The sequence below is a fragment of the Bdellovibrio bacteriovorus genome, from assembly GCF_001592735.1.
Lineage (GTDB): Bacteria > Bdellovibrionota > Bdellovibrionia > Bdellovibrionales > Bdellovibrionaceae > Bdellovibrio > Bdellovibrio bacteriovorus_D.
Window position 1 is genome coordinate 198,349 of sequence record NZ_LUKE01000003.1, and the last position, 18,772, is coordinate 217,120.

The window sequence follows — 18,772 nt, forward strand, 5'->3', positions numbered from 1 at the left end:
TCGATTTTTAGTGTTTTATATTTCAAGAAACTCATCACCTTGCCGAAATATAACCTGGCAAAGTGAGAGGGTCCGAATCTATGTTTTCAAGTTTAAGTCTTTCAAAAAAATTAATCTTAGGATTTCTAGTTATTTCTGTTTTCGTGGTGGCTATGGGTGGAATTGGCCTGTATGCCGGCAAAAAGTTAAACTCTTCCATGCGAAATCTCAATGATAACAACCTGATTCCGGTCGCAGATATCGGGAATGCCAATATGGCGGCTATTTATCACAACCGAGCTCTGTATGACCTCCTAAGTTCTCGGCCTGAAGAAGTGCCCCCTGTTTTAGAGGGAATCACAAAATACGAAAAACGGATGAAGGAGCTTTTAGACAAATACCGTAAAACCTTTCTTACTCAAAAAGAAATCGAGCTCTTAAATAAGTTTGATCAGTCTTGGCCAAAATACGAACACGATGCCATGGCCGCGATTGCGTTTTTTAAAGATGGCAAAATCGACGAAGCCAGCAAAATCGTAAATAATGAGGCGACTGAAAGTTTTCAGATTGTGGATGATCTGCTTTCAGAGATTTTAGATTTTAACGTCGAGCTGGCGGCGCGCACGAACCAAGAAGGTGAAGATCTTTATTCGGAACTCTCAAAAGTTATGATGGGAGGGATGGGTTTGTCGGTCTTTCTCAGTGTGGGGCTGGGGCTATTGATCGCAAGAAATCTTTCTCGAGCTTTAGGTCATGTGGCGGGCGAGTTGACCACCGCAGCTGCGCAAACTGCCGCGGCCAGCGAAGAGCTCTCATCCGCAAGCCAGCAGGTCTCTTCAGGTACGACTGAATCGGCAAGTTCATTAGAAGAAACTGTCGCGGCGGTGGAAGAGTTATCAAGTGTGGTAAATAATAATGCGAAGAATGCGCGTAATGCCGCCCAGCTTGCAAAAGCGGGTGCGGGTAACGCCGCCGCTGGCAATGAGGGTATGAAAAAGCTGATCGGCTCCATGACGGAAATCAGTGAGAGTTCCAAAAAAGTCGAAGACATTATCGGTGTGATTGACGATATTTCATTTCAAATCAACTTGCTAGCCTTAAATGCAGCAGTGGAAGCTGCCCGGGCCGGAGAACACGGAAAGGGATTTGCTGTGGTCGCGGATGCCGTGAGAACGTTGGCGCAGAAAAGCGCGACGGCAGCCAAGGACATTTCCCAACTCATCGTAGAAAGTACGGACAAAACAAAAGTAGGCAGCGAGCTGGCGTCGCAAATGGCGCAATCGCTTTCTGACCTTGTGCTGTCGATTGAAAAATCAGCCACGATCAATGAGGAAATTGCTCTGGCTAGTGAAGAACAAGCCACCGGTATTTCGCAAATTAGTAAGGCGATGCAAACCTTAGATGCCTCAACTCAGCAAAATGCAGCCTCGGCGGAGGAAATCGCAGCTTCCGCGGAAGAAATGTCAGCGCAAGCCCTGACGCTTCAACAGATGGTTGTTAACTTAAAGACCATCGTGGAGGGTAGAAAAGCAGGATCTATAGCAGGACAGACGGTTCATCACTCCGACGAACAAGCGAAATCCGCGGCTTAAAAATCTTTTAAAAAATCTCCTTGCTCGCTGCATATGAATATGTAAATAATATGTAAGTCGATGAACCCAAGCAGTGGGTGAAATTAACACATTTATAGGACTATTTTTAGTAAAGCAAGAAGCTTTATAAAGGGATTTTTATGTCCAAAATTTCAGAGAAGGACCTCTTGTATTTCGCCGACGAACTTTACCGTCTGGCGTGGATGCCGAATAAGGCAGACGCAAATCCGTTAAACTCGCAACTTCGTCAACGCGCGCACAACTTGCAGTATGAAAGTTTTAGTGATCGAGAATCGCTTTTTAAAGCTATTGAGTACGCCGAAGCGGCATCGGGGGATGCTCGTCGCAAGGAACACTGGCTGCGTCAGTTGGATGCAGTCTGGATTGTGCTTGAAAGCAGATTGATGGAACAGATTGCGAGTGCTAATACTAGAAATGCCGCGCGCGAACTGACGCGCACTGAGTAGTTTTTCAGGAGATATTATGCAATTAGATGCTCTGGGTATTGTTTCAAAAAATATTCCCGAATCCATCCGTTTTTATTCTTTATTAGGATTAGAGTTTGAGCATTGTGAAAAAGACGCTAAACATGTTGAGGCGGTCAGCACCACGGGGCTGCGTGTGATGCTGGATGATGAAGAGTTGATTAAATCGATAAAACCTCATTGGAAAAAGCCCGAAATCAATTCTATTAATATGGCCTTTAAGTGCGACTCTGCTAAAGCCGTGGATGAATGCTTTAAAAAAGTAGTCAGCGCCGGATTTAAGTTCGAAAAAGAGCCGTGGGATGCTTTCTGGGGGCAAAGGTACGCCGTCGTCCTTGATCCCGATGGAAACTCTGTAGATCTGTTTGCAGGTCTTTAGATGATGGTCAGATTGGAAACCGAAAGATTGATCATTAGAAGATGGAAGCCCGAAGACTTAGATTCCTTTGCCGCCCTTTGTGCTGATCCTGAAGTGATGGAGCATTTTCCGGCAACACTTTCGCGACAAGAAACTCAAAGTCTTATTGATCGTATGAATACCAATCATAATAAAGACGGGTACAGTTTTATGGCCTGTGAACTTAAAAGCACGGGCGATTTTATTGGCTTTGTCGGTTTATCTTACTTTACGCAGGAAACACATTTTAGTCCTTGTGTGGAGGTCGGGTGGCGACTTCATAAAAGATTCTGGGGTCAAGGTTATGCGCCGGAAGGGGCTAAGGCAGTAATTAAGTATGCGTTTGAGGTTTTAAAGGTGCCCGAGGTTATTGCAATGACGGCGGTCGGAAATTTGAATTCTCGCAGAGTTATGGAAAAAATCGGCATGACCTATAATCCTCAAGATGATTTCGACCATCCTAAAGTAGAAGATGGGCACAGATTAAAACGCCATGTTCTTTATCGAATTAAGCCCGGACAGTTAAAGAATGAATAATGGTGTAAAAACCGCAGAAAATTCTTGGGGCATTATCGGTTTGGGCTGGTTAGGAAGTTCTCTGGCTTCTTATCTTGCCCAACAAAATATTTCTTCGTGGGGCACCACCACGAAAGATTTCAAATGGGAAAGTGACCGCTTTCCCAATACCGAATGTGATGTTCTTTTTTTAAATACTCCGCCTTTAGTGAATCTTTCGCCCGCAGATTTTGTTAATAAAATCCCTGATCACGCCGCACGCAGAATTTTATTTGTCAGTTCTATTTCCGTCTATGGTGGCTGTGACGGCGTCGTTAACGAAGATACCTCTGTTCAGCCTCAAACGGCATCCGCACGCTGGCTTGTAGAAGTGGAAGATCGACTGCTTAAAAGATTTAAAGATTATATTTCAGTGATTCGCGCCGGTGGCCTTATCGGAGAAGACAGGCATCCTGTTAAAAGCCTGGCGCAAAGTCAAAAGCCGGTGGCGGGAAAGTCCTTAATAAATCTTATCCATCGCGAGGATTTGGTGCGGATTATTTACGCTGTGTCTAAAATGGAAAATTCCCCGAAGATCTTAAATGCCGTTTGTCCCTATCACCCGACAAAGTCTGATTATTATACTGCTTCGGCAAAAAGATGGAAGGTTGCTTTGCCGCTTTTTGAATTGAGTATGACGGAAAACAAAGTCGTCGATTCTCTGTATTTAGAGGATCTATACCCCCAATGGATTCACGGAACACTTTAATCGTTAGGGCCTCTTTGGCGTCGCGCAGAAAGGTGTTTTCTTTTGCAGTCTTTTCCAGAGCTGTTAAGGTTTCTGGGACGAAAGCTAAGGAGTTATCATGAAAATAACGTTGTTATTTCTATCCATGGTATTTTTAAGTTTTAAATCTTGGGCGGGTGCCCCTGTCGAAACTTGCGGGGAAATCACCAGCCCGATTTCCTATAAATACTGCTACACAACCTACAATCGGACGCCGACCTCCGCGGTGCTTTACTATCTGCATGGGGGCGGAGGAGACGAGCACGAGTGGACTCAAATCAGCCAGAGTTTGAATAAGTCGTGGGGGCAAGACGCGGCTGGGGCGCCTGTCGTAGTAAATATCAGTTTCGGTCCTTACTGGCTTTTGGTTCCCGAAAATTCTTCCGCGCAAAGTGGGCTCGTGGAAATCTTTGGAAATACGATCATCCCGCAGATGGAAAAGTTGGTCTTGGGTCGGGCGGCCCAAAAGCGCTGGTTGATGGGGTTATCGATGGGTGGATTTAACGGCGCCCAAGTGATTGGGAACTTACCCGCAGGAACTTTTCAACGGGCCTTGTTGGCGTGTCCGGCTATCGTGGATCTTTCTCCGTGGGCCTCGGACAATGAGCTTTTAGATTACGTAAAAAAACACGGCGCGGATTTAAGAACTTTGAAGGCCATCGCCCAGATTGCCCAACCTTTTGTTCCGGATTCCGCGACCTGGCATGAGGTGATTTCTCCATTCACCCTGTTGACCCCGATCCGTCAGAATGTCTCATCACTTTTTATTGCGACCAACCAACAGGATCGAACTTTTCAATACGGCGGAAATTTATTTGCAAAAAAGATCCGGGAACAAAAATCGGACGTGAAGTTTGAAAGCTGGTCAGGTGGTCACTGTCACTTAAATGGCGAAGCCATTAAAAAATACTTCAGCAACTAAAAATGGAAAAGGCCCGAAGGTTTACCTTCGAGCCTTTAAATGGTTGCGGGGGCAGGATTTGAACCTACGGCCTTCGGGTTATGAGCCCGACGAGCTACCAGACTGCTCCACCCCGCGACAAAAGTTGCAAGAGACATAGATATAGTGATATTGCGCTATGAGGTCAATACCTCATTTCCAAAACTAGTCTTTAACGACCTGTATCATGTTAAAGCTCACTCCCAAGAAGGTGTCCCGATGAACTGGAAGAATATCGCAAAAATCCTAGGAATCAGCGTCGCAGTCATTGTGTTGGTTTTGGCGGGGCTTTTGATCTGGGGACTTTCGAAATTGCCTTCTGCTTTTGAAATTAAACAGTCGCTCACTCCTCCCGCATTAAAAGAACGTCCGCACTCCGAAAGCTCGCCTCAACCCGAAGCCGAAACTTCGTCGCAAACCAGCGACGCTGAGGGTTTGCCAGAAAAATCAGCAGATCAGTCAAAGCTCAATAAAGATGAAGTCCTCAGACAGCAATCCCTCAAAGTGATTCAAGAAGACTTCATGGATGAGCGAAAGCCCTTGGCTGATGCCTGCCGCACGATGGGAAAAGCAAGTGAAAGTGGTTTTTTAAAAGATCCTAAAAACGCTTCGGCAAGATATTTCTTTAGCACACTGGCCGAAGAAAACAAAGATCCTCTATCAGAAGCCGCGGCGCCTGCGATGCGCATGATTTTCAGAGCCCCCGGCATGAACGGATTGATGGATATGATTCTAAAAGCCGACGAAGCACAAGACCCGGGCGTCCTAAAAAAGGCCGAGTTCTATTATGAAATTTACCGCGCTGGCAGTTATTTGAAAACTCATCTGGCAGAGCTAAACACAACCTTGCAGCAAAGCTATAACTTGTATCACGTGATGAAAGCTGTGGCCTTAAAGCCAGAGCTCGCCAATTCTCCCCAAGTGATGACGTTCTGTGAAGACTTGCAAAAAAACTTAAACACGCAAAGTGATTTTAATGTCGAAGAAGGTGCTAAAGAAATGCAAAACTTCTTAGAGCAAAATGGAATCAAGCCTGCAGAGGTGGGTTTTGATCCCAAGTACCGCTCTAAGGTGGACTTAACCGTTTCAAATACTCAGTTGGGTGTGAATGATGCGTGGATCGCACAGATCTTTGCTGAAGACCTTAAAAAAGCGATGAAAGACCGCGAGCAAAAGTAATCATATAATAAAGGGGCCTCGCTAAGAAGCCCCTTTTTGTTTTAGTTCTTAATACAATCGACAAAGTAACGTTTCTTTCCGTTCTCATCACGCTCTGCCACCAGTCCGTGGACGTCGGTTTCAAAGCCTGGGAATTTCAGATTAAACTCGCGCGCGAATTTTAAATAATCCACCACCGTTTTGTTAAATCTTTCCCCAGGGATCAATAAAGGAATTCCCGGAGGGTAGGGAGTCAACAACACGGCCGTCACGCGATTTTCCAAGTCGTCGATTTCAATGCGCTCGATTTCTTCATGCGCCATTTTTGCAAAAGCGTCTGAAGGTTTCATGGCCGGCTGCATTTCGGATAAATACATTTCCGTCGTCATGCGCGCGACATTTTTAAACTTATAGGCTTCGTGAATTTGTTGGCAAAGATCCCTTAAGCCCATGCGCTCATAGCGGGGGTGAGCTGCCACAAACTGCGGCAAGATCTTCCACAGCGGTTGGTTTTTATCATAGTCATCTTTAAATTGCTGCAAAGCCGTCAGCAACGTGTTCCAGCGGCCTTTGGTAATGCCGATGGTAAACATAATGAAAAATGAATAAAGACCGCACTTTTCAACAATGACCCCGTGTTCAGCTAGGTATTTCGTTACCATCGCGGCCGGAATCCCTTGATCAGCAAAGTCGCCATCCACATCCAGTCCCGGCGTGATGATGGTCGCTTTGATGGGATCAAGCATGTTAAAGCCTTCAGCTAAGTTTCCAAAGCCGTGCCATTTGTCCTCGGGTTTTAAGACCCAGTTTTCTCGCGAACCCACACCTTCTTCGGTGATGTCTTCTGGACCCCAGACTTTAAACCACCAATCCGTGCCCCATTCGTCGTCGACTTTTTTCATCGCGCGACGGAAATCCATGGCTTCGGCAATACTTTCTTCCACCAAAGCTGTTCCCCCCGGCGCTTCCATCATCGAAGCCGCCACATCACAAGACGCAATAATGGAATACTGCGGACTTGTTGAGGTGTGCATCAAGTAGGCTTCATTAAAAATATGATGATTGAGTTTTTTATTTTCCGACTCGCTTACCAAAATTTGTGAAGCTTGCGAAAGACCTGCTAGTAGCTTGTGTGTAGACTGTGTTGAAAAGATGATAGAGTCTTTGGCGCGCGGGCGGTCCTTGCCGATGGCGTGCATGTCTTTATAAAAATCATGAAAAGCCGCATGCGGAAGCCACGCTTCATCAAAGTGAAGGGTGTGGATCTTGCCGTCGAGCATTTCTTTGATCGTTTCAACGTTATAAACCACACCGTCGTATGTACTTTGGGTGATGGTCAAGATTCTCGGTTTTTTGGTTTTATCCTTAATAAAGGGGTTGGCATCAATTTTTCGTTGAATGCTTTCCATCGAAAATTCTTGTTTCGGGATCGGACCAATAATGCCGTAATGATTGCGGGTCGGTGTTAGAAACACCGGGATTGCGCCTGTCATCATGATCGCATGCAAGTTCGACTTATGACAGTTACGGTCCACAACCACGATATCATCCGGGCCCACAGTGGAATGCCAAACAATCTTATTAGACGTGGAAGTTCCATTGGTCACAAAGAATAAGTGATCCGCGTTAAAAATGCGCGCGGCATTTCTTTCTGAAGCAGCCACGGGGCCCGTGTGGTCCAGTAACTGCCCCAACTCATCCACGGCGTTACAGACGTCGGCGCGCAACATGTTTTCCCCAAAGAACTGATGAAACATTTGACCCACAGGCGACTTTAAGAAAGCCACGCCGCCAGAATGCCCTGGACAGTGCCAAGAGTAAGATCCATTTTGGGCGTAGTTAAGCAAAGCTCTGAAAAACGGAGGAGCAATCGAGTCTAGATAGGACTTAGCTTCGCGGATAATGTGTTTTGCCACAAACTCTGGCGTATCTTCATGCATATGAATAAACCCATGCAGTTCACGCAAGATGTCGTTCGGGATGTGACGAGAGGTGCGTGTTTCGCCATACAGATAAATAGGAATCTCCGCATTTTTAAAGCGGATTTCCTCAATAAACGCGCGAACGCCTTTGAGGGCTTCAGCAATTTCATTTTGAGATCCTCCACCAAATTCCTCATCATCAATAGATAAAAGAAAAGCAGAAGCTCTACTTTGTTGTTGCGCGAAAGCCGTCAGGTCGCCATAGCTGGTGACACCTAAAACTTCCATGCCTTCAGATTCGATCGCCGCCGCTAGAGCTCTAATTCCAGAGCCGCTGGCGTTTTCTGATCTAAAGTCTTCATCGATAATAACAACCGGGAATTTAAATTTCATGTCAGGATTTCATTCCTTTCTTAAAAAGCTGTTGACGACTATTTATGCATATAATTACCGTAATAAGCAATTAAACATTGACATATAGCTCATTATGCATGAATATGCGCATATACGCATAAATATGCATAAGCATGGGAGCGTATAAATGCGACGCAAAAAAAGATTTCTGCGTCTGACTTAACGGTAACTCTTTTCCTAGTGAGGTGCTTTGAACCGATGAAAAAAATAACTTGCTCCGTCGTTGGTGCTCGCGGCTACTCCGGCATAGAAACAGCTAGACTGCTGCTGCAACATCCGAATGTGCGTCTTACGCACTGTTTTGCTACCTCCGACTTTGAGCTCGGATCATTTTTTGGTTCTGCTTCTCTTATTGAAAAAGCGAACTCGGTTCAATGCCTGCCAGATTCTGAAATACTAAAAAATCTGACAGACGTGGTGTTCTTAGCAACCCCTGCGGAAACTTCTTTGAGTCTCGCACCAAAGATTATAGCCGCAGGTAAGAAAGTCATCGACCTCAGCGGAGCATTCCGTTTGAAAAACAATGACTACAAGAAATGGTATGGCTTTGAACACGACAACAAAGACTTATTAGCCACGGCAGAGTACGGCTTAAGTCCATGGGCGGGCCCGGCAGGAAAAACCAAGCTTGTGGCCAACCCAGGATGTTATGCGACGGCGATAACAATGGCCTTAGCGCCCTTGTTAAAAGCCGGCTTGATCGAAGAAAGCTCTGTGGTGGTTGATGCAAAGTCGGGAACATCAGGCGCCGGGAAAAAAGCATCGGAAAATATGCTTTTCACCGAAGTGGATGGCGAATGTCTGCCTTACAAAGTGGGTAAACATCAGCACTATCCAGAAATTGTTGAGGCGCTTGAAATGTTGACGGGAAAAAAAGTCGACCTTCATTTAACAACGTCTCTTTTGCCAACTCGTCGCGGAATTATTGCGGGCGTGTATGCAAAAGTAAAAGCGGGCGTAAGTTTAGATAAAGTAGAAAGCGCATTTGCGGAAAGTTACCACGGATACGCTTTGGTTCGTCATGGAACTGTAACAAAAAATCCGAATCTATTGTCTTTAAAAAAGGTGGTAGGGACGGGGGAAACCCATATCAGTTATGAACTAGAAGGAGGCAGACTTTATGTTTTCTCTTGCATTGATAACTTGCTTAAAGGGGCGGCGAGCCAAGCCGTAGAGAACTTAAACCGTATTTTTGATTTCCCTGTTTCCACAGGCTTAACACAGTTGGAGGCACTCACATGACACCTGGACCTGGAGTACATCGCACACCTTTACCTAAAGGATTTTTAGCAAGCGGCGTAAACTGCGGAGTTCGTAGATATCGCCCTGACATTGGTTTGCTTATTTCGGAAACGCCGGCCGTAGCGGCAGGTGTCTTTACATTGAATGAATGTAAAGCCGCTCCTGTGCGCTACACGCAAAAACTTTTACCCGCGGATAATATTCGCGCGATCCTAACGAACTCGGGGCAAGCTAATGCGGCGACGGGGGATGAAGGGGTTGAAAAAAACTTGATGATGGTTTCAGCGGCGGCGAAAGCCTTGGGCTGTGATGTCAATCAAGTCTTGGTGGCAAGTACGGGTGTTATCGGCGTGCAGTTGGATACGGAAAAGATTTTGCCAAGCATGCCTGAACTGGTGGCGCGAGCAAATGATACGGCCGAAAGTTTTGCAACCGCAATCCTAACGACAGACCTTGTGCCTAAGTCGGTAACGACCGTGGTGGAGTTGTCGGGCGGACCTGTGCGCATCACCGGGATCAGCAAAGGCTCTGGCATGATTCATCCGAACATGGCCACCATGCTGGGATATATTTTAACGGATGTGAAGTTAGAAAAAGATCATGCGAAAGACTTGATCAAGAAGGTCGCCGACCAAAGTTTCAACATGATCAGCGTTGATGGGGATTCATCCACGAATGACTGTTGCTTCTTAATGGCCAACGGCGCTTCAGGGGTGGCTCTTAAAACCGATGAGGACGTTAAAAAGTTTGAAGCGATTGTCACAGACATAGGAATTTTCCTAGCCAAATCCATCGCGGCGGACGGGGAAGGTGCCACCAAATTGATTGAGGTCGAGATCAAGGGATCCGACAATCTCGCGTTGGTCAGAAAAGCGGCTCGGGGAATCACTTTGTCGCCGTTAATTAAGACGGCCGTGCACGGTGAGGATCCGAACTGGGGGCGTATACTCGCTCGTCTTGGAGCTGAGGGCATTCCTGGGGCGCAGCTAGATAAAATGACTCTGCACTTGCAAGGTGTGTTACTATTTGAAAACGGTCAACCCGTGAAGTTTGTGAAAGAAGAGGTGAAAGTCCTTCTGAAGCAAGCTCAAGTGAAAGTAGAAGTGGATTTAAAATCGGGACCCTTTGCTGCGACGGCCTGGGGATGCGATCTGTCTCGCAAATACGTCGATATTAATACGGAGTATTCGTGATGAAAAAAAGAATTGTTATTAAACTGGGTGGCTCTTCATTGAGCCACGCAGAAACTTTAAATCAGCTTTCCGCCTTGGTTCACGGTTATCAAATGCAAGGTTTTGAAGTGGCAGTTGTTCACGGTGGTGGACCGGCGATCAACAATGAACTGACGTTACAGGGAATTTCTTGGAAGTTTATCAACGGTCAAAGACAAACCACACCGGAAATGATGACGGTGATTGAAGATGTATTGGCTATTCAAGTGAACACGAAAATCGTGGATGCACTTAAAGCAAATGGCATCTCGGCGCAAAATCTTTCGGGCGCGAATCATCGCATTTTGTATTGCTCCCAAGCCAGTGAAGAACTGATGCAGGTGGGAACTATCGACGTGGTCAATATTTCTGCCATCGAATACGTGATGGGAGAAGCTGAAGCCGTACCGGTGATTGCGCCGATTGGTTTTGATGCGACGGGAAAGCGATACAATATCAATGCGGATTGGGCGGCGGTAAAAATTGCGGTGGCTTTAGAAGCAGAAATGTTGATTTTCCTTACTGATCAGGATGGAATATTGGATGGGAGCCGAAACTTGGTGCGCCATGCAACGCCCAGCCTGATTCAAGCAATGATTGATGACGGCACTATTTCCGGGGGCATGTACACGAAAGTGATGACCATGATGCATGGGCTTAAAGAGGGCATTCAAGAAGTGCGCGTGATTAATGCGCACAAGGCGAGTGTGCTTCTGACAGAACCCGAGTTGGGGACAAGTTTGGTTTTAAATAATCCTTTGAAGGACGTAAGCCAATGGATACGAAAATTGAACTAAAAAATGATTCGCAAGCACGTTTAGAGGTTTTGCAGCAACTCTTGCGTGAGGGCACGGCCAGCACGCAAGACGAGCTGTGCAAAGCTTTAAGACAAAAAAAGTTTCACGTGACGCAAAGTACGATTTCAAGAGACCTTCGCCGTATCGGAGCCATGAAGACTTTAAATTCCGACGGCGAAACGGTTTATACTCTTTCGGGGCGGGCGTCGACATTGCCCGCACCGGTCAGTCATTCCCTAGGACATTTGCTTTTAGATATTCAAGCCAATGACAGCATGATCGTTCTCCACACGTCGCCTGGATCAGCAAGTTTGGTGGCTCGTCATATTGATTCGATGCGGGAGCATTTGGGAACTTTGGGAACTATCGCTGGCGATGATACGATTTTCATCGCTCCGGCTTCGACGCGCCAGATTCCGTCGGTGATTAAAAAAATCAAAGAAGAGCTTTACTAGATATCTTAAAATCACTTCTTAAAATAAAAAAGGCGATCAGAATGACCGCCTTTTTTTGTTTTATCTCTTCATTCAAAAACTAGTGAGTGCAGTGAGCAACACCGTCGATGAAAAGGATTTGCATGGTTGCAGAACCTAGGCTGTAGCTTACGCGTTCAACTGTTTGGCCTTGAGCATTTTTAGATTCAGCAATATTGCCGATACCTTTGTAAGTCGTGTTGTTAAAGCCTTCAATAGTCACCAAAGGTAAAGCGTCTGCAGAGCGACCGATGGTGTAAGTCGTGCGACCGCAAGTGTAGCTTCCCGTTGTGAAAGCAAAAGCTGATGAAGAAGCAAGTAGGGCTGCTAAAGAAATCAATAGTTTCATAAAATCCTCCGTTTTAAATTGGCAAAGAAAAAACTAGTCCTACTTTGGTCGTCTGGCCACGACTTTTTTGAAAATGCCCGCTTTGTAAATTATCACGCTGTGTAATAGAGGTAAAAGATACAAAAAAAAGCCCTCTTATTCAAGAGGGCTTGGGGGTTAACGAACTAATATATTTCTAAACTGCCAAGGATCGCTCTTATCGATGTCCTCGGGGAATAATCCCGGGCGACCTTCCAGCGGCGTCCAATCCGTGTAGTAACCTTTTACTGGTCCTAAATACGGGGTCTGCCATTTTAAGCAGGCGGCAAAATCCATCTCGTCGGCTTCAACAATGCCAGCCTTTGGATTTTCCAAAGCCCAAGCCATTCCTGCAATCACCGCCGAGCTTACTTGTAAGCCCGTGGCATTCTGATACGGGGCAATCGCGCGCGTTTCTTCAATGCTTAATTGCGATCCATACCAGTAAGCGTTTTTACCGTGACCGTATAAAAGCACTCCCAGCTCATCAATCCCGTCGATGACTTCGTTTTCATCTAAAATGTGATGTTCAGGTTGGCGCTCTCCGGCGCGACCAAACATTTCCTCTAATGACAAAACGGCATCGTTGCACGGGTGGTACGCGTAATGGCACGTCGGACGATATTCAACGTTGTTTCCAGTGCCTACGGTGAAGTAGTCAGCAATCGAAATCGACTCGTTGTGTGTCACTAAGCGCCCGTACTGTGCCCCTGGGGTTGGACACCAAGAGCGAACTTTGGTGTTAGCACCGGGTTGTTGCAGGTAAATAGCCGCTTGGCATCCAGCTTCATGGCGACGGCCCGTTTCAGGCATCCATTTTTCATGAGTACCCCAACCAAGTTCAGCGGGCTGCATGCCTTCACTGATAAAGCCTTCCACGGACCAAGTGTTCACAAAGTTATTGGCAGGTTTGGCGTGTTTAGAGCGCTGGGTATCGCGTTCAGCAATGTGGATGCCTTTAACACCCACTTTTTGCATAAGGCGGCCCCATTCTTCACGAGTCTTCGGAGTCTCGTGAGGGATCGCTAAATCTTTTGCCAGGTTTAAAAGTGCTTGTTTTACAAACCAAGACACCATGCCAGGGTTTGCGCCACAGCAACTGACCGCCGTGATGCCGCCGGGGCTGTTGCGTTTTTCTTCTAAAAGAGTTTCACGCAAGGCATAGTTGGTGCGCGCATCATTAGACATCTTGGTATCAAAGTAAAACCCCGCCCAAGGTTCGACGACCGTATCGATATAGTGCGCATCCAAAGAGCGGCACAAAGTCATCACGTCCAGGGAGGACACGTCTACAGACAAGTTCACGCAGAACCCGGTGCCCCCTTTTCCGTCGCGCAGAAGGGGTTTTAAGACAGCCTCGTAATTATCATGAGTTAACGCTTGTTTGATTAAGCGGATACCTCGTTGATCCAAAAGCTCGCGATCTTTTTCGCTAGGGTCGATAACTACCAGACGGTTTTTATCAAACTTAAAATGGCGCTCTAAAAGTGGCAAAGTGCCTTTTCCGATAGAGCCGAAACCGATCAATACGATGGGTCCGGTGATCTCGCCATAGTGTCCCTTTGGAACAGTATAGGTATTTTTAGTCATGATATAGGGGCCGCCTTTCTTTCCACTAGGTGGAGGGTTTTAAAAACCCATTCATTGTTAAAGAGTTTTAAAAAACTCTTATGGCGAAATTTAAGCACCTTTTTGTCTGAATACAAAATTATTTTTTTAGAGCAATAACTAGAGGCGTGTTGCAGCAGCGGTGGGAAACCCGCTGCCTGAGCGAGATACATGGGAGGGGAAGCATTACTCCCGCAACGCGGGAGTGGGGATTACTCCGGCAGCGCCGGAGTGGATAAGGCTTACTTGCGATCGACCGTCACGGTGACCGAGTTGCCTTTGTTGTCGATAGTCACGACTTTTGTTTTAGAGACTCGGATGGTCGGGATTTCTTCTTCGCCGGTCGCTACCATTTTTTCTACTTCAAATGGCACAATTTGTTTTGCGCCTTTTTTGCCAGGATTTAGTTTGTACTGGTGGGCGCAGTTTTTTGAACACGTGTCTTTTTTAAATTCTAAGTGCGAGCACTCTTCACAGATCAATTCTTCAGAGTCACAGCGTTTGCATGTGATTTTGATTTCAGAAGGTTGGCCGCAGTGGGGACAAAGACCGTACTTCGTTGAAGGCTGTAGGTTTTGATCTAAAGCCACGCGGTGGTCGAACACGAAGCATTCGCCCTCGAACTGATCGTTAGGGAATTCCTTCATGTAATTGATAATTCCACCATCAAGTTGAAAGACATTGTCGTAACCTTGTTTTTGTAATTCCAAGATCCCTTTTTCACAGCGAATTCCGCCCGTGCAAAAGATCAACATCTTTTTGTCTTTAGCGATGCCTTGGCTTTCAATGTATTGCGGGAAATCAGTGAACTTTTCAATGTTCGGATTTAATGCACCCTTAAAGGTTCCGATTTTATATTCATACCAATTGCGTGTGTCGATCATGACAAAATCATCTTCTTCTTTCATCACGCGGTTCCACTCTTCAGGAGTTAAGTGGTGATTTTTCCCTTCCGGCGGCATGATTTCAGGAATTCCGGTGGTCACGATCTCTTCACGGATTTTCACTTTAAAACGGCGAAACGGCGCTTTGGGTGAAACCGAATCTTTAAAGAACAACTCCGGAAGTTTAAAGTAGTCACGAATAAATTGTTTCCAGGCGGCAAAAGATTCTTCAGAAGGAGCGGCAATGGTGGAGTTAAAACCTTCCGTGCCTAAGATAATTAGGCCTTTGACGTTGAGCTCATCGGCCTTGGCTTGAAGATCTTTTTGAACCGCAGGAACATCATTAAGAACTAAGAATTTATAGAAAGTAGTAACGAAATAAGTCGACGTGTTGGTCGCTGGCGCAGTCATAGACACCTCAATGATCCTTCCAAGGCTCCAAACCTAGGGGAGTTAAAGTTATGTAGGACTGGATATATGACTTTTAAGAAAAAGACGCAAGAGGCAGAATAGAAAAACCCCGAGGTTGCCAATAAATACAACCCCAGGGTGGTAAAAAAGCGGACTATTTGTATCCAGCTTGTCCCATAAGGGCTTTAGCTTTTGGAACGTGAGGCGCAATCAGGCCCAAATTCGTAGAATCTTGTTTGAAAGAACCGAACTCAACCAAGATATCGCTTAAAGAAGCTTCTGGATTTGAAGGGTATTGGCTAAAGCCAGCAGCCACAACCGTTTGGACTTCTTTAGAAGTAAGGTATTCAAGTAACAAAGTCGCTTCAGCTGTTTTAGCCGTATGTTTTGTCAAACCAATACCAACACCATTCACATGCGTGCCGATACCGTTTTGGTTCGGGAAGAATGGTTTTACTGGGTATTGAGCATCTGCTTTAACCAGGGGAGCCAGGTAGTAAGAATTCGCAATACCCACATCGCAAGTTCCTGCCGCCACGGCTTTAATCACATCCGTATCACCTTTGATTGGATCGACGCTTAGGTTTTTCACCCATGAAGCAAAAAGGTTCAAAGTTTTCTCTGCTCCCAAGTGTTTGACAAAATAGGCACCCAAAGCTTCGTTATAGCTATTGGCTGAAGTACGAACGCAAAGGCGGCCTTTCCATTTGTCAGATCCAAGATCTTCGTAAGTGGAAAGTTCTGAAGCAGAAACTTTATTAGAGTTATAAACCATGATACGCGCGCGATAAAAAATCAAAAGCCAGTTTTTGTTGGCATCAATCAAATGCGCGGGGATTTTTGATTCAATTGTTTTTGAAGAAAACGCTTGGAAAAGATCTAGTTCTTGAGCTTTGCCAAGATAAACAATGTCTTTATCTAGGTAAAGATCCGCCGGAGTGCTTGCACCTTCAACGCGAAGTTTTTCAATCAGCTCATCACTTTTCCCCACGACTACATTCACCGTGATACCCGTGCGATCCGTGAATGGTTTAAAAATGGGTGCTAATCTTTCGGCTTCATAAACCGAATAAACTGTCAGTTCTTTTGCGGAAGCTTGAGCAAAACCTGCAGCCAAAAGTGCGGCTGCAAAAATCATTTTCTTCATTGTTTGAACTCCTTGTTTAAAAGCCAACTAGCTTGTTCAAGGAGTAAAGGTCAAGAAAGGGGCGTTCTCAATTCACTTCATTTTCATTTGGAAAACTATGTTTTATTCGGGAGAAGCGGTCGCTCTATAGTGATTCATTTGAAGCAAGTTAATTCCCAGCCAGAAAATTCCCTTCGGACCATCTTCTTGACCCCAAGGGTTATTGTCTCCATTTGTTCTAGGTTCAAGGGTCAACTTTGAAAACAACCCTATTCCATATTGCGCCGAAAGAGGAAATGTTACTCCAAGCTCTAAACCCGGCGAGTAATGAAAAGATCCGCCCTCTTTCCAGTTAAAACTGAGAAGCTCGGCGCGATAATAAAAACCTAAAGGTGATTCGACCGAAATCGTTGGCTGCTTGCCAAAATTAAATACTCCAAACCGCGTGTATCGCTGTTTTTCTTTATTTAAAAACCCGAAATCAAAAGACATTCCAAATGGAAGGCCTCGATCACTGAATAGACCAATACGTAAAGCATCAGAGTATTTCGGATCGCTAGAGCCCTGATTGGGCGAAGTGAGGAAGCTGTATTCAATCCCGCCCATTAATTCCCCTGGCTGTGGTGCGGGCGTCGCAATTGCGAGATTTGAAAAGAACAATAGTGAGATGAGTGTATGTAAGAAGAAATTCTTCATCTATCAAAATTAGACGAAGGACAGCCAGACGGTCACCAAAGAAATCCCTTCTGGATCACTTTAAAATCAGTATTTAGATGTCTTTCGGAATGTTCCTGGCTAGGTGCAGCAATTCAGCATGGCGCAGGGTTGTTAATGTGCTCTTTTCCGAGTAAAAAAGAGCTTTTAGCAAGGATCCACATGCTCTCTACTCCGCAAGTTCAAAAAGAAATCCAGCGCCGTCGTACTTTCGCCATTATCTCGCATCCCGATGCCGGTAAAACCACGCTGACAGAAAAACTTCTTTATCATGGTGGCGTCATCCATGAAACGGGTGAGGTTAAAGGGAAACAAGGGACGAAAGCCGTCACTTCGGATTGGATGGAGCTTGAAAGACAGAAAGGGATCTCGATCACGTCATCGGTGATGACTTTTGATTTTGATGGTTTGCGCGTAAACTTACTGGATACGCCCGGCCATAAAGATTTCTCGGAAGATACTTACCGCGTTTTGATGGCCGTGGAATCAGCGTGCATGTTGATCGACGTTGCCAAAGGCGTCGAGGAACGTACTAAGAAACTTTACGAAGTTTGTCGCATGCGCAACATCCCGATCTTTACGTTTGTAAATAAATTAGACCGTGAAGGTAAAGATCCTCTGACATTGATTGATGAGGTCGAAAAAACCTTGAACATGCAATGCTATCCGGTGACGTGGCCGCTGGGTATCGGGCAACGCTTTCGCGGGATTTACAATCGTTTGACCAAAGAAATCTGGATCTATGATCAGCGCCGCGAAGAGGTCGAAGATTACAAAGTCATTCCTTTTGAAAAAGGCAAAGACGACGCGATTCTTTACGATTACCTAGATAAAGAATCCGCCGACCAAGTTTTAGAAGAACTTGATTTGATCGAAGGTGCTTTGCCGCCATTTGATGTGAATGAGTTTTTAAACGGCACGATTTCGCCGGTGACTTTCGGGTCTGCCAAACAGAACTTCGGCGTGGATACGTTCCTGCAGTTTTTCACGAAATACGCGCCCGGTCCGCAACCTCGTCCCACCAAAACGGGCAACGAGATTGATCCATTAGATCAAAACTTCACCGGGTTTGTATTTAAGATTCAAGCCAATATGGACAAACGCCATCGTGACCGTATTGCTTTTTTGCGTATTTGTTCTGGTAAGTTTGAACGCGGCATGAAGGTAAAACATTCCCGTCACTCAAAAGAATTACGCCTTTCTTATTCAAGTCAATTCGTCGCGGCCGATAAGGAAACCGTGGATGAAGCCTACGCGGGTGATATCGTGGGGGTCGGGGATACCGGAAACTTTGCGATCGGTGATTGTGTGTATGTTTCTGGCAATGTGCAATTTGAAGACATTCCAAAATTTGCCCCAGAACTTTTTGGTCGCCTTTCGGTGCGTGATGCTTTAAAGCGCCAAAAAATGCAAGAGGCGTTAAAGCACTTGTCCGAAGAAGGGGCGATCCAGCTATTTATTGATCCGCTGGTTGGGATGCAAGATCCCATCATTGGGGCGGTCGGTGAACTTCAATTCGAAGTTCTTTTGCACCGTTTGCAGGATGAGTACAATTTAGAAGTAAAATTAAATCGCCTTCCTTTCGGAGTGGCTCGTTGGCCAAGAACCGAAGATGGCAAAGCGGTGACCGAACTTAAAGGGGGCGCGAATATGTTCCGCGATCTTCAAGATAATCCGGTGGTTTTGGTCAATCAAGAGTGGGATTTAAACTGGTTGAAACGCGAAAATCCAACCGTTGAGTTTCACACTAGCATCAGCAGAGCGAGATAG

At 45.8% G+C, this 18,772-nt stretch carries 18 protein-coding genes and 1 tRNA gene; 12 read left to right on the plus strand and 7 right to left on the minus strand.

The genetic code is table 11. From position 1 onward, the window contains the following. Positions 1 to 80 precede the first annotated feature (80 nt). The 6 genes from AZI86_RS13345 (at position 81) to AZI86_RS13370 (ending at position 4,657) form a co-directional block, all read left to right on the plus strand. Positions 81 to 1,571 carry a HAMP domain-containing methyl-accepting chemotaxis protein gene (locus AZI86_RS13345; RefSeq protein WP_061835698.1) on the plus strand — a complete coding sequence of 497 codons (1,491 nt, stop codon included), beginning with the start codon at positions 81 to 83 and terminating at the stop codon, positions 1,569 to 1,571. A gap of 140 nt (positions 1,572 to 1,711) precedes the next feature. Continuing rightward, a complete protein-coding gene (locus AZI86_RS13350) occupies positions 1,712 to 2,038 on the plus strand; it encodes a hypothetical protein (RefSeq protein ID WP_061835699.1) in 327 nt (108 codons plus the stop codon). Between the two features lie 16 nt (positions 2,039 to 2,054). Then, positions 2,055 to 2,435 (plus strand): VOC family protein, encoded by a 381-nt coding sequence (locus tag AZI86_RS13355; protein WP_061835700.1) that lies wholly within the window; start codon positions 2,055 to 2,057, stop codon positions 2,433 to 2,435. Then, complete coding sequence (locus AZI86_RS13360) at positions 2,436 to 2,990, plus strand: GNAT family N-acetyltransferase (protein ID WP_216635917.1); 555 nt, start codon at positions 2,436 to 2,438, stop codon at positions 2,988 to 2,990. Further along, positions 2,983 to 3,717: a hypothetical protein gene (locus tag AZI86_RS13365; protein ID WP_061835701.1), complete on the plus strand. Its 735-nt coding sequence runs from the start codon at positions 2,983 to 2,985 to the stop codon at positions 3,715 to 3,717. Before AZI86_RS13360 ends, AZI86_RS13365 begins: the two co-directional genes overlap by 8 nt. 97 nt (positions 3,718 to 3,814) lie before the next feature. Further along, positions 3,815 to 4,657, plus strand: coding sequence for a hypothetical protein (locus AZI86_RS13370; RefSeq protein ID WP_157684711.1), 843 nt, complete (start codon positions 3,815 to 3,817; stop codon positions 4,655 to 4,657). A 40-nt stretch (positions 4,658 to 4,697) separates the two neighbouring features. Here AZI86_RS13370 and AZI86_RS13375 read toward each other — a convergent pair. Further along, positions 4,698 to 4,774 (minus strand) — tRNA-Met (locus AZI86_RS13375). A 120-nt stretch (positions 4,775 to 4,894) separates the two neighbouring features. On the opposite strand from AZI86_RS13375, the gene AZI86_RS13380 reads away from it, so the two are divergent. Further along, positions 4,895 to 5,854 carry a hypothetical protein gene (locus AZI86_RS13380; protein ID WP_061835703.1) on the plus strand — a complete coding sequence of 320 codons (960 nt, stop codon included), beginning with the start codon at positions 4,895 to 4,897 and terminating at the stop codon, positions 5,852 to 5,854. Positions 5,855 to 5,895: 41 nt separating this feature from the next. Here the strand turns inward: AZI86_RS13380 and AZI86_RS13385 are convergent, their stop codons facing one another. Then, positions 5,896 to 8,148: an arginine/lysine/ornithine decarboxylase gene (locus tag AZI86_RS13385; protein ID WP_061835704.1), complete on the minus strand. Its 2,253-nt coding sequence runs from the start codon at positions 8,146 to 8,148 to the stop codon at positions 5,896 to 5,898. Between the two features lie 219 nt (positions 8,149 to 8,367). Between AZI86_RS13385 and argC the strand changes: the two genes are divergently transcribed. From argC to argR, 4 genes are read left to right on the plus strand one after another with little or no spacing between them, the layout of a single operon-like run. Beyond that, positions 8,368 to 9,411, plus strand: coding sequence for an N-acetyl-gamma-glutamyl-phosphate reductase (argC, locus tag AZI86_RS13390; protein ID WP_061835705.1), 1,044 nt, complete (start codon positions 8,368 to 8,370; stop codon positions 9,409 to 9,411). After that, positions 9,408 to 10,604, plus strand: a complete 1,197-nt coding sequence (gene argJ, locus AZI86_RS13395) for a bifunctional glutamate N-acetyltransferase/amino-acid acetyltransferase ArgJ (RefSeq protein ID WP_061835706.1) — start codon at positions 9,408 to 9,410, stop codon at positions 10,602 to 10,604. The genes argC and argJ overlap by 4 nt, the downstream gene beginning before the upstream one ends. After that, the gene (gene argB, locus AZI86_RS13400) at positions 10,604 to 11,419 is read left to right on the plus strand and encodes an acetylglutamate kinase (protein ID WP_061835707.1); all 816 of its coding nucleotides are present in this window, start codon (positions 10,604 to 10,606) and stop codon (positions 11,417 to 11,419) included. The genes argJ and argB overlap by 1 nt, the downstream gene beginning before the upstream one ends. Continuing rightward, positions 11,398 to 11,874: an arginine repressor gene (gene argR / locus AZI86_RS13405; protein ID WP_061835708.1), complete on the plus strand. Its 477-nt coding sequence runs from the start codon at positions 11,398 to 11,400 to the stop codon at positions 11,872 to 11,874. Before argB ends, argR begins: the two co-directional genes overlap by 22 nt. Before the next feature lie 79 nt (positions 11,875 to 11,953). On the opposite strand, the gene AZI86_RS13410 is transcribed toward argR, so the two are convergent. The 5 genes from AZI86_RS13410 to AZI86_RS13435 form a co-directional block, all read right to left on the minus strand. Continuing rightward, positions 11,954 to 12,241, minus strand: a complete 288-nt coding sequence (locus tag AZI86_RS13410) for a hypothetical protein (RefSeq protein WP_061835709.1) — start codon at positions 12,239 to 12,241, stop codon at positions 11,954 to 11,956. A gap of 156 nt (positions 12,242 to 12,397) precedes the next feature. After that, complete coding sequence (locus AZI86_RS13415) at positions 12,398 to 13,849, minus strand: homospermidine synthase (RefSeq protein ID WP_061835710.1); 1,452 nt, start codon at positions 13,847 to 13,849, stop codon at positions 12,398 to 12,400. A gap of 260 nt (positions 13,850 to 14,109) precedes the next feature. Then, on the minus strand, positions 14,110 to 15,162 hold the full coding sequence (gene trhO, locus AZI86_RS13425; protein WP_061835712.1) for an oxygen-dependent tRNA uridine(34) hydroxylase TrhO: 1,053 nt from the start codon (positions 15,160 to 15,162) through the stop codon (positions 14,110 to 14,112). A 154-nt stretch (positions 15,163 to 15,316) separates the two neighbouring features. After that, positions 15,317 to 16,309, minus strand: a complete 993-nt coding sequence (locus AZI86_RS13430) for an extracellular solute-binding protein (protein WP_061835713.1) — start codon at positions 16,307 to 16,309, stop codon at positions 15,317 to 15,319. A gap of 102 nt (positions 16,310 to 16,411) precedes the next feature. Continuing rightward, positions 16,412 to 16,984: a hypothetical protein gene (locus AZI86_RS13435; protein WP_157684712.1), complete on the minus strand. Its 573-nt coding sequence runs from the start codon at positions 16,982 to 16,984 to the stop codon at positions 16,412 to 16,414. A 180-nt stretch (positions 16,985 to 17,164) separates the two neighbouring features. Between AZI86_RS13435 and AZI86_RS13440 the strand changes: the two genes are divergently transcribed. Continuing rightward, positions 17,165 to 18,772 (plus strand): peptide chain release factor 3, encoded by a 1,608-nt coding sequence (locus tag AZI86_RS13440; RefSeq protein WP_061836105.1) that lies wholly within the window; start codon positions 17,165 to 17,167, stop codon positions 18,770 to 18,772.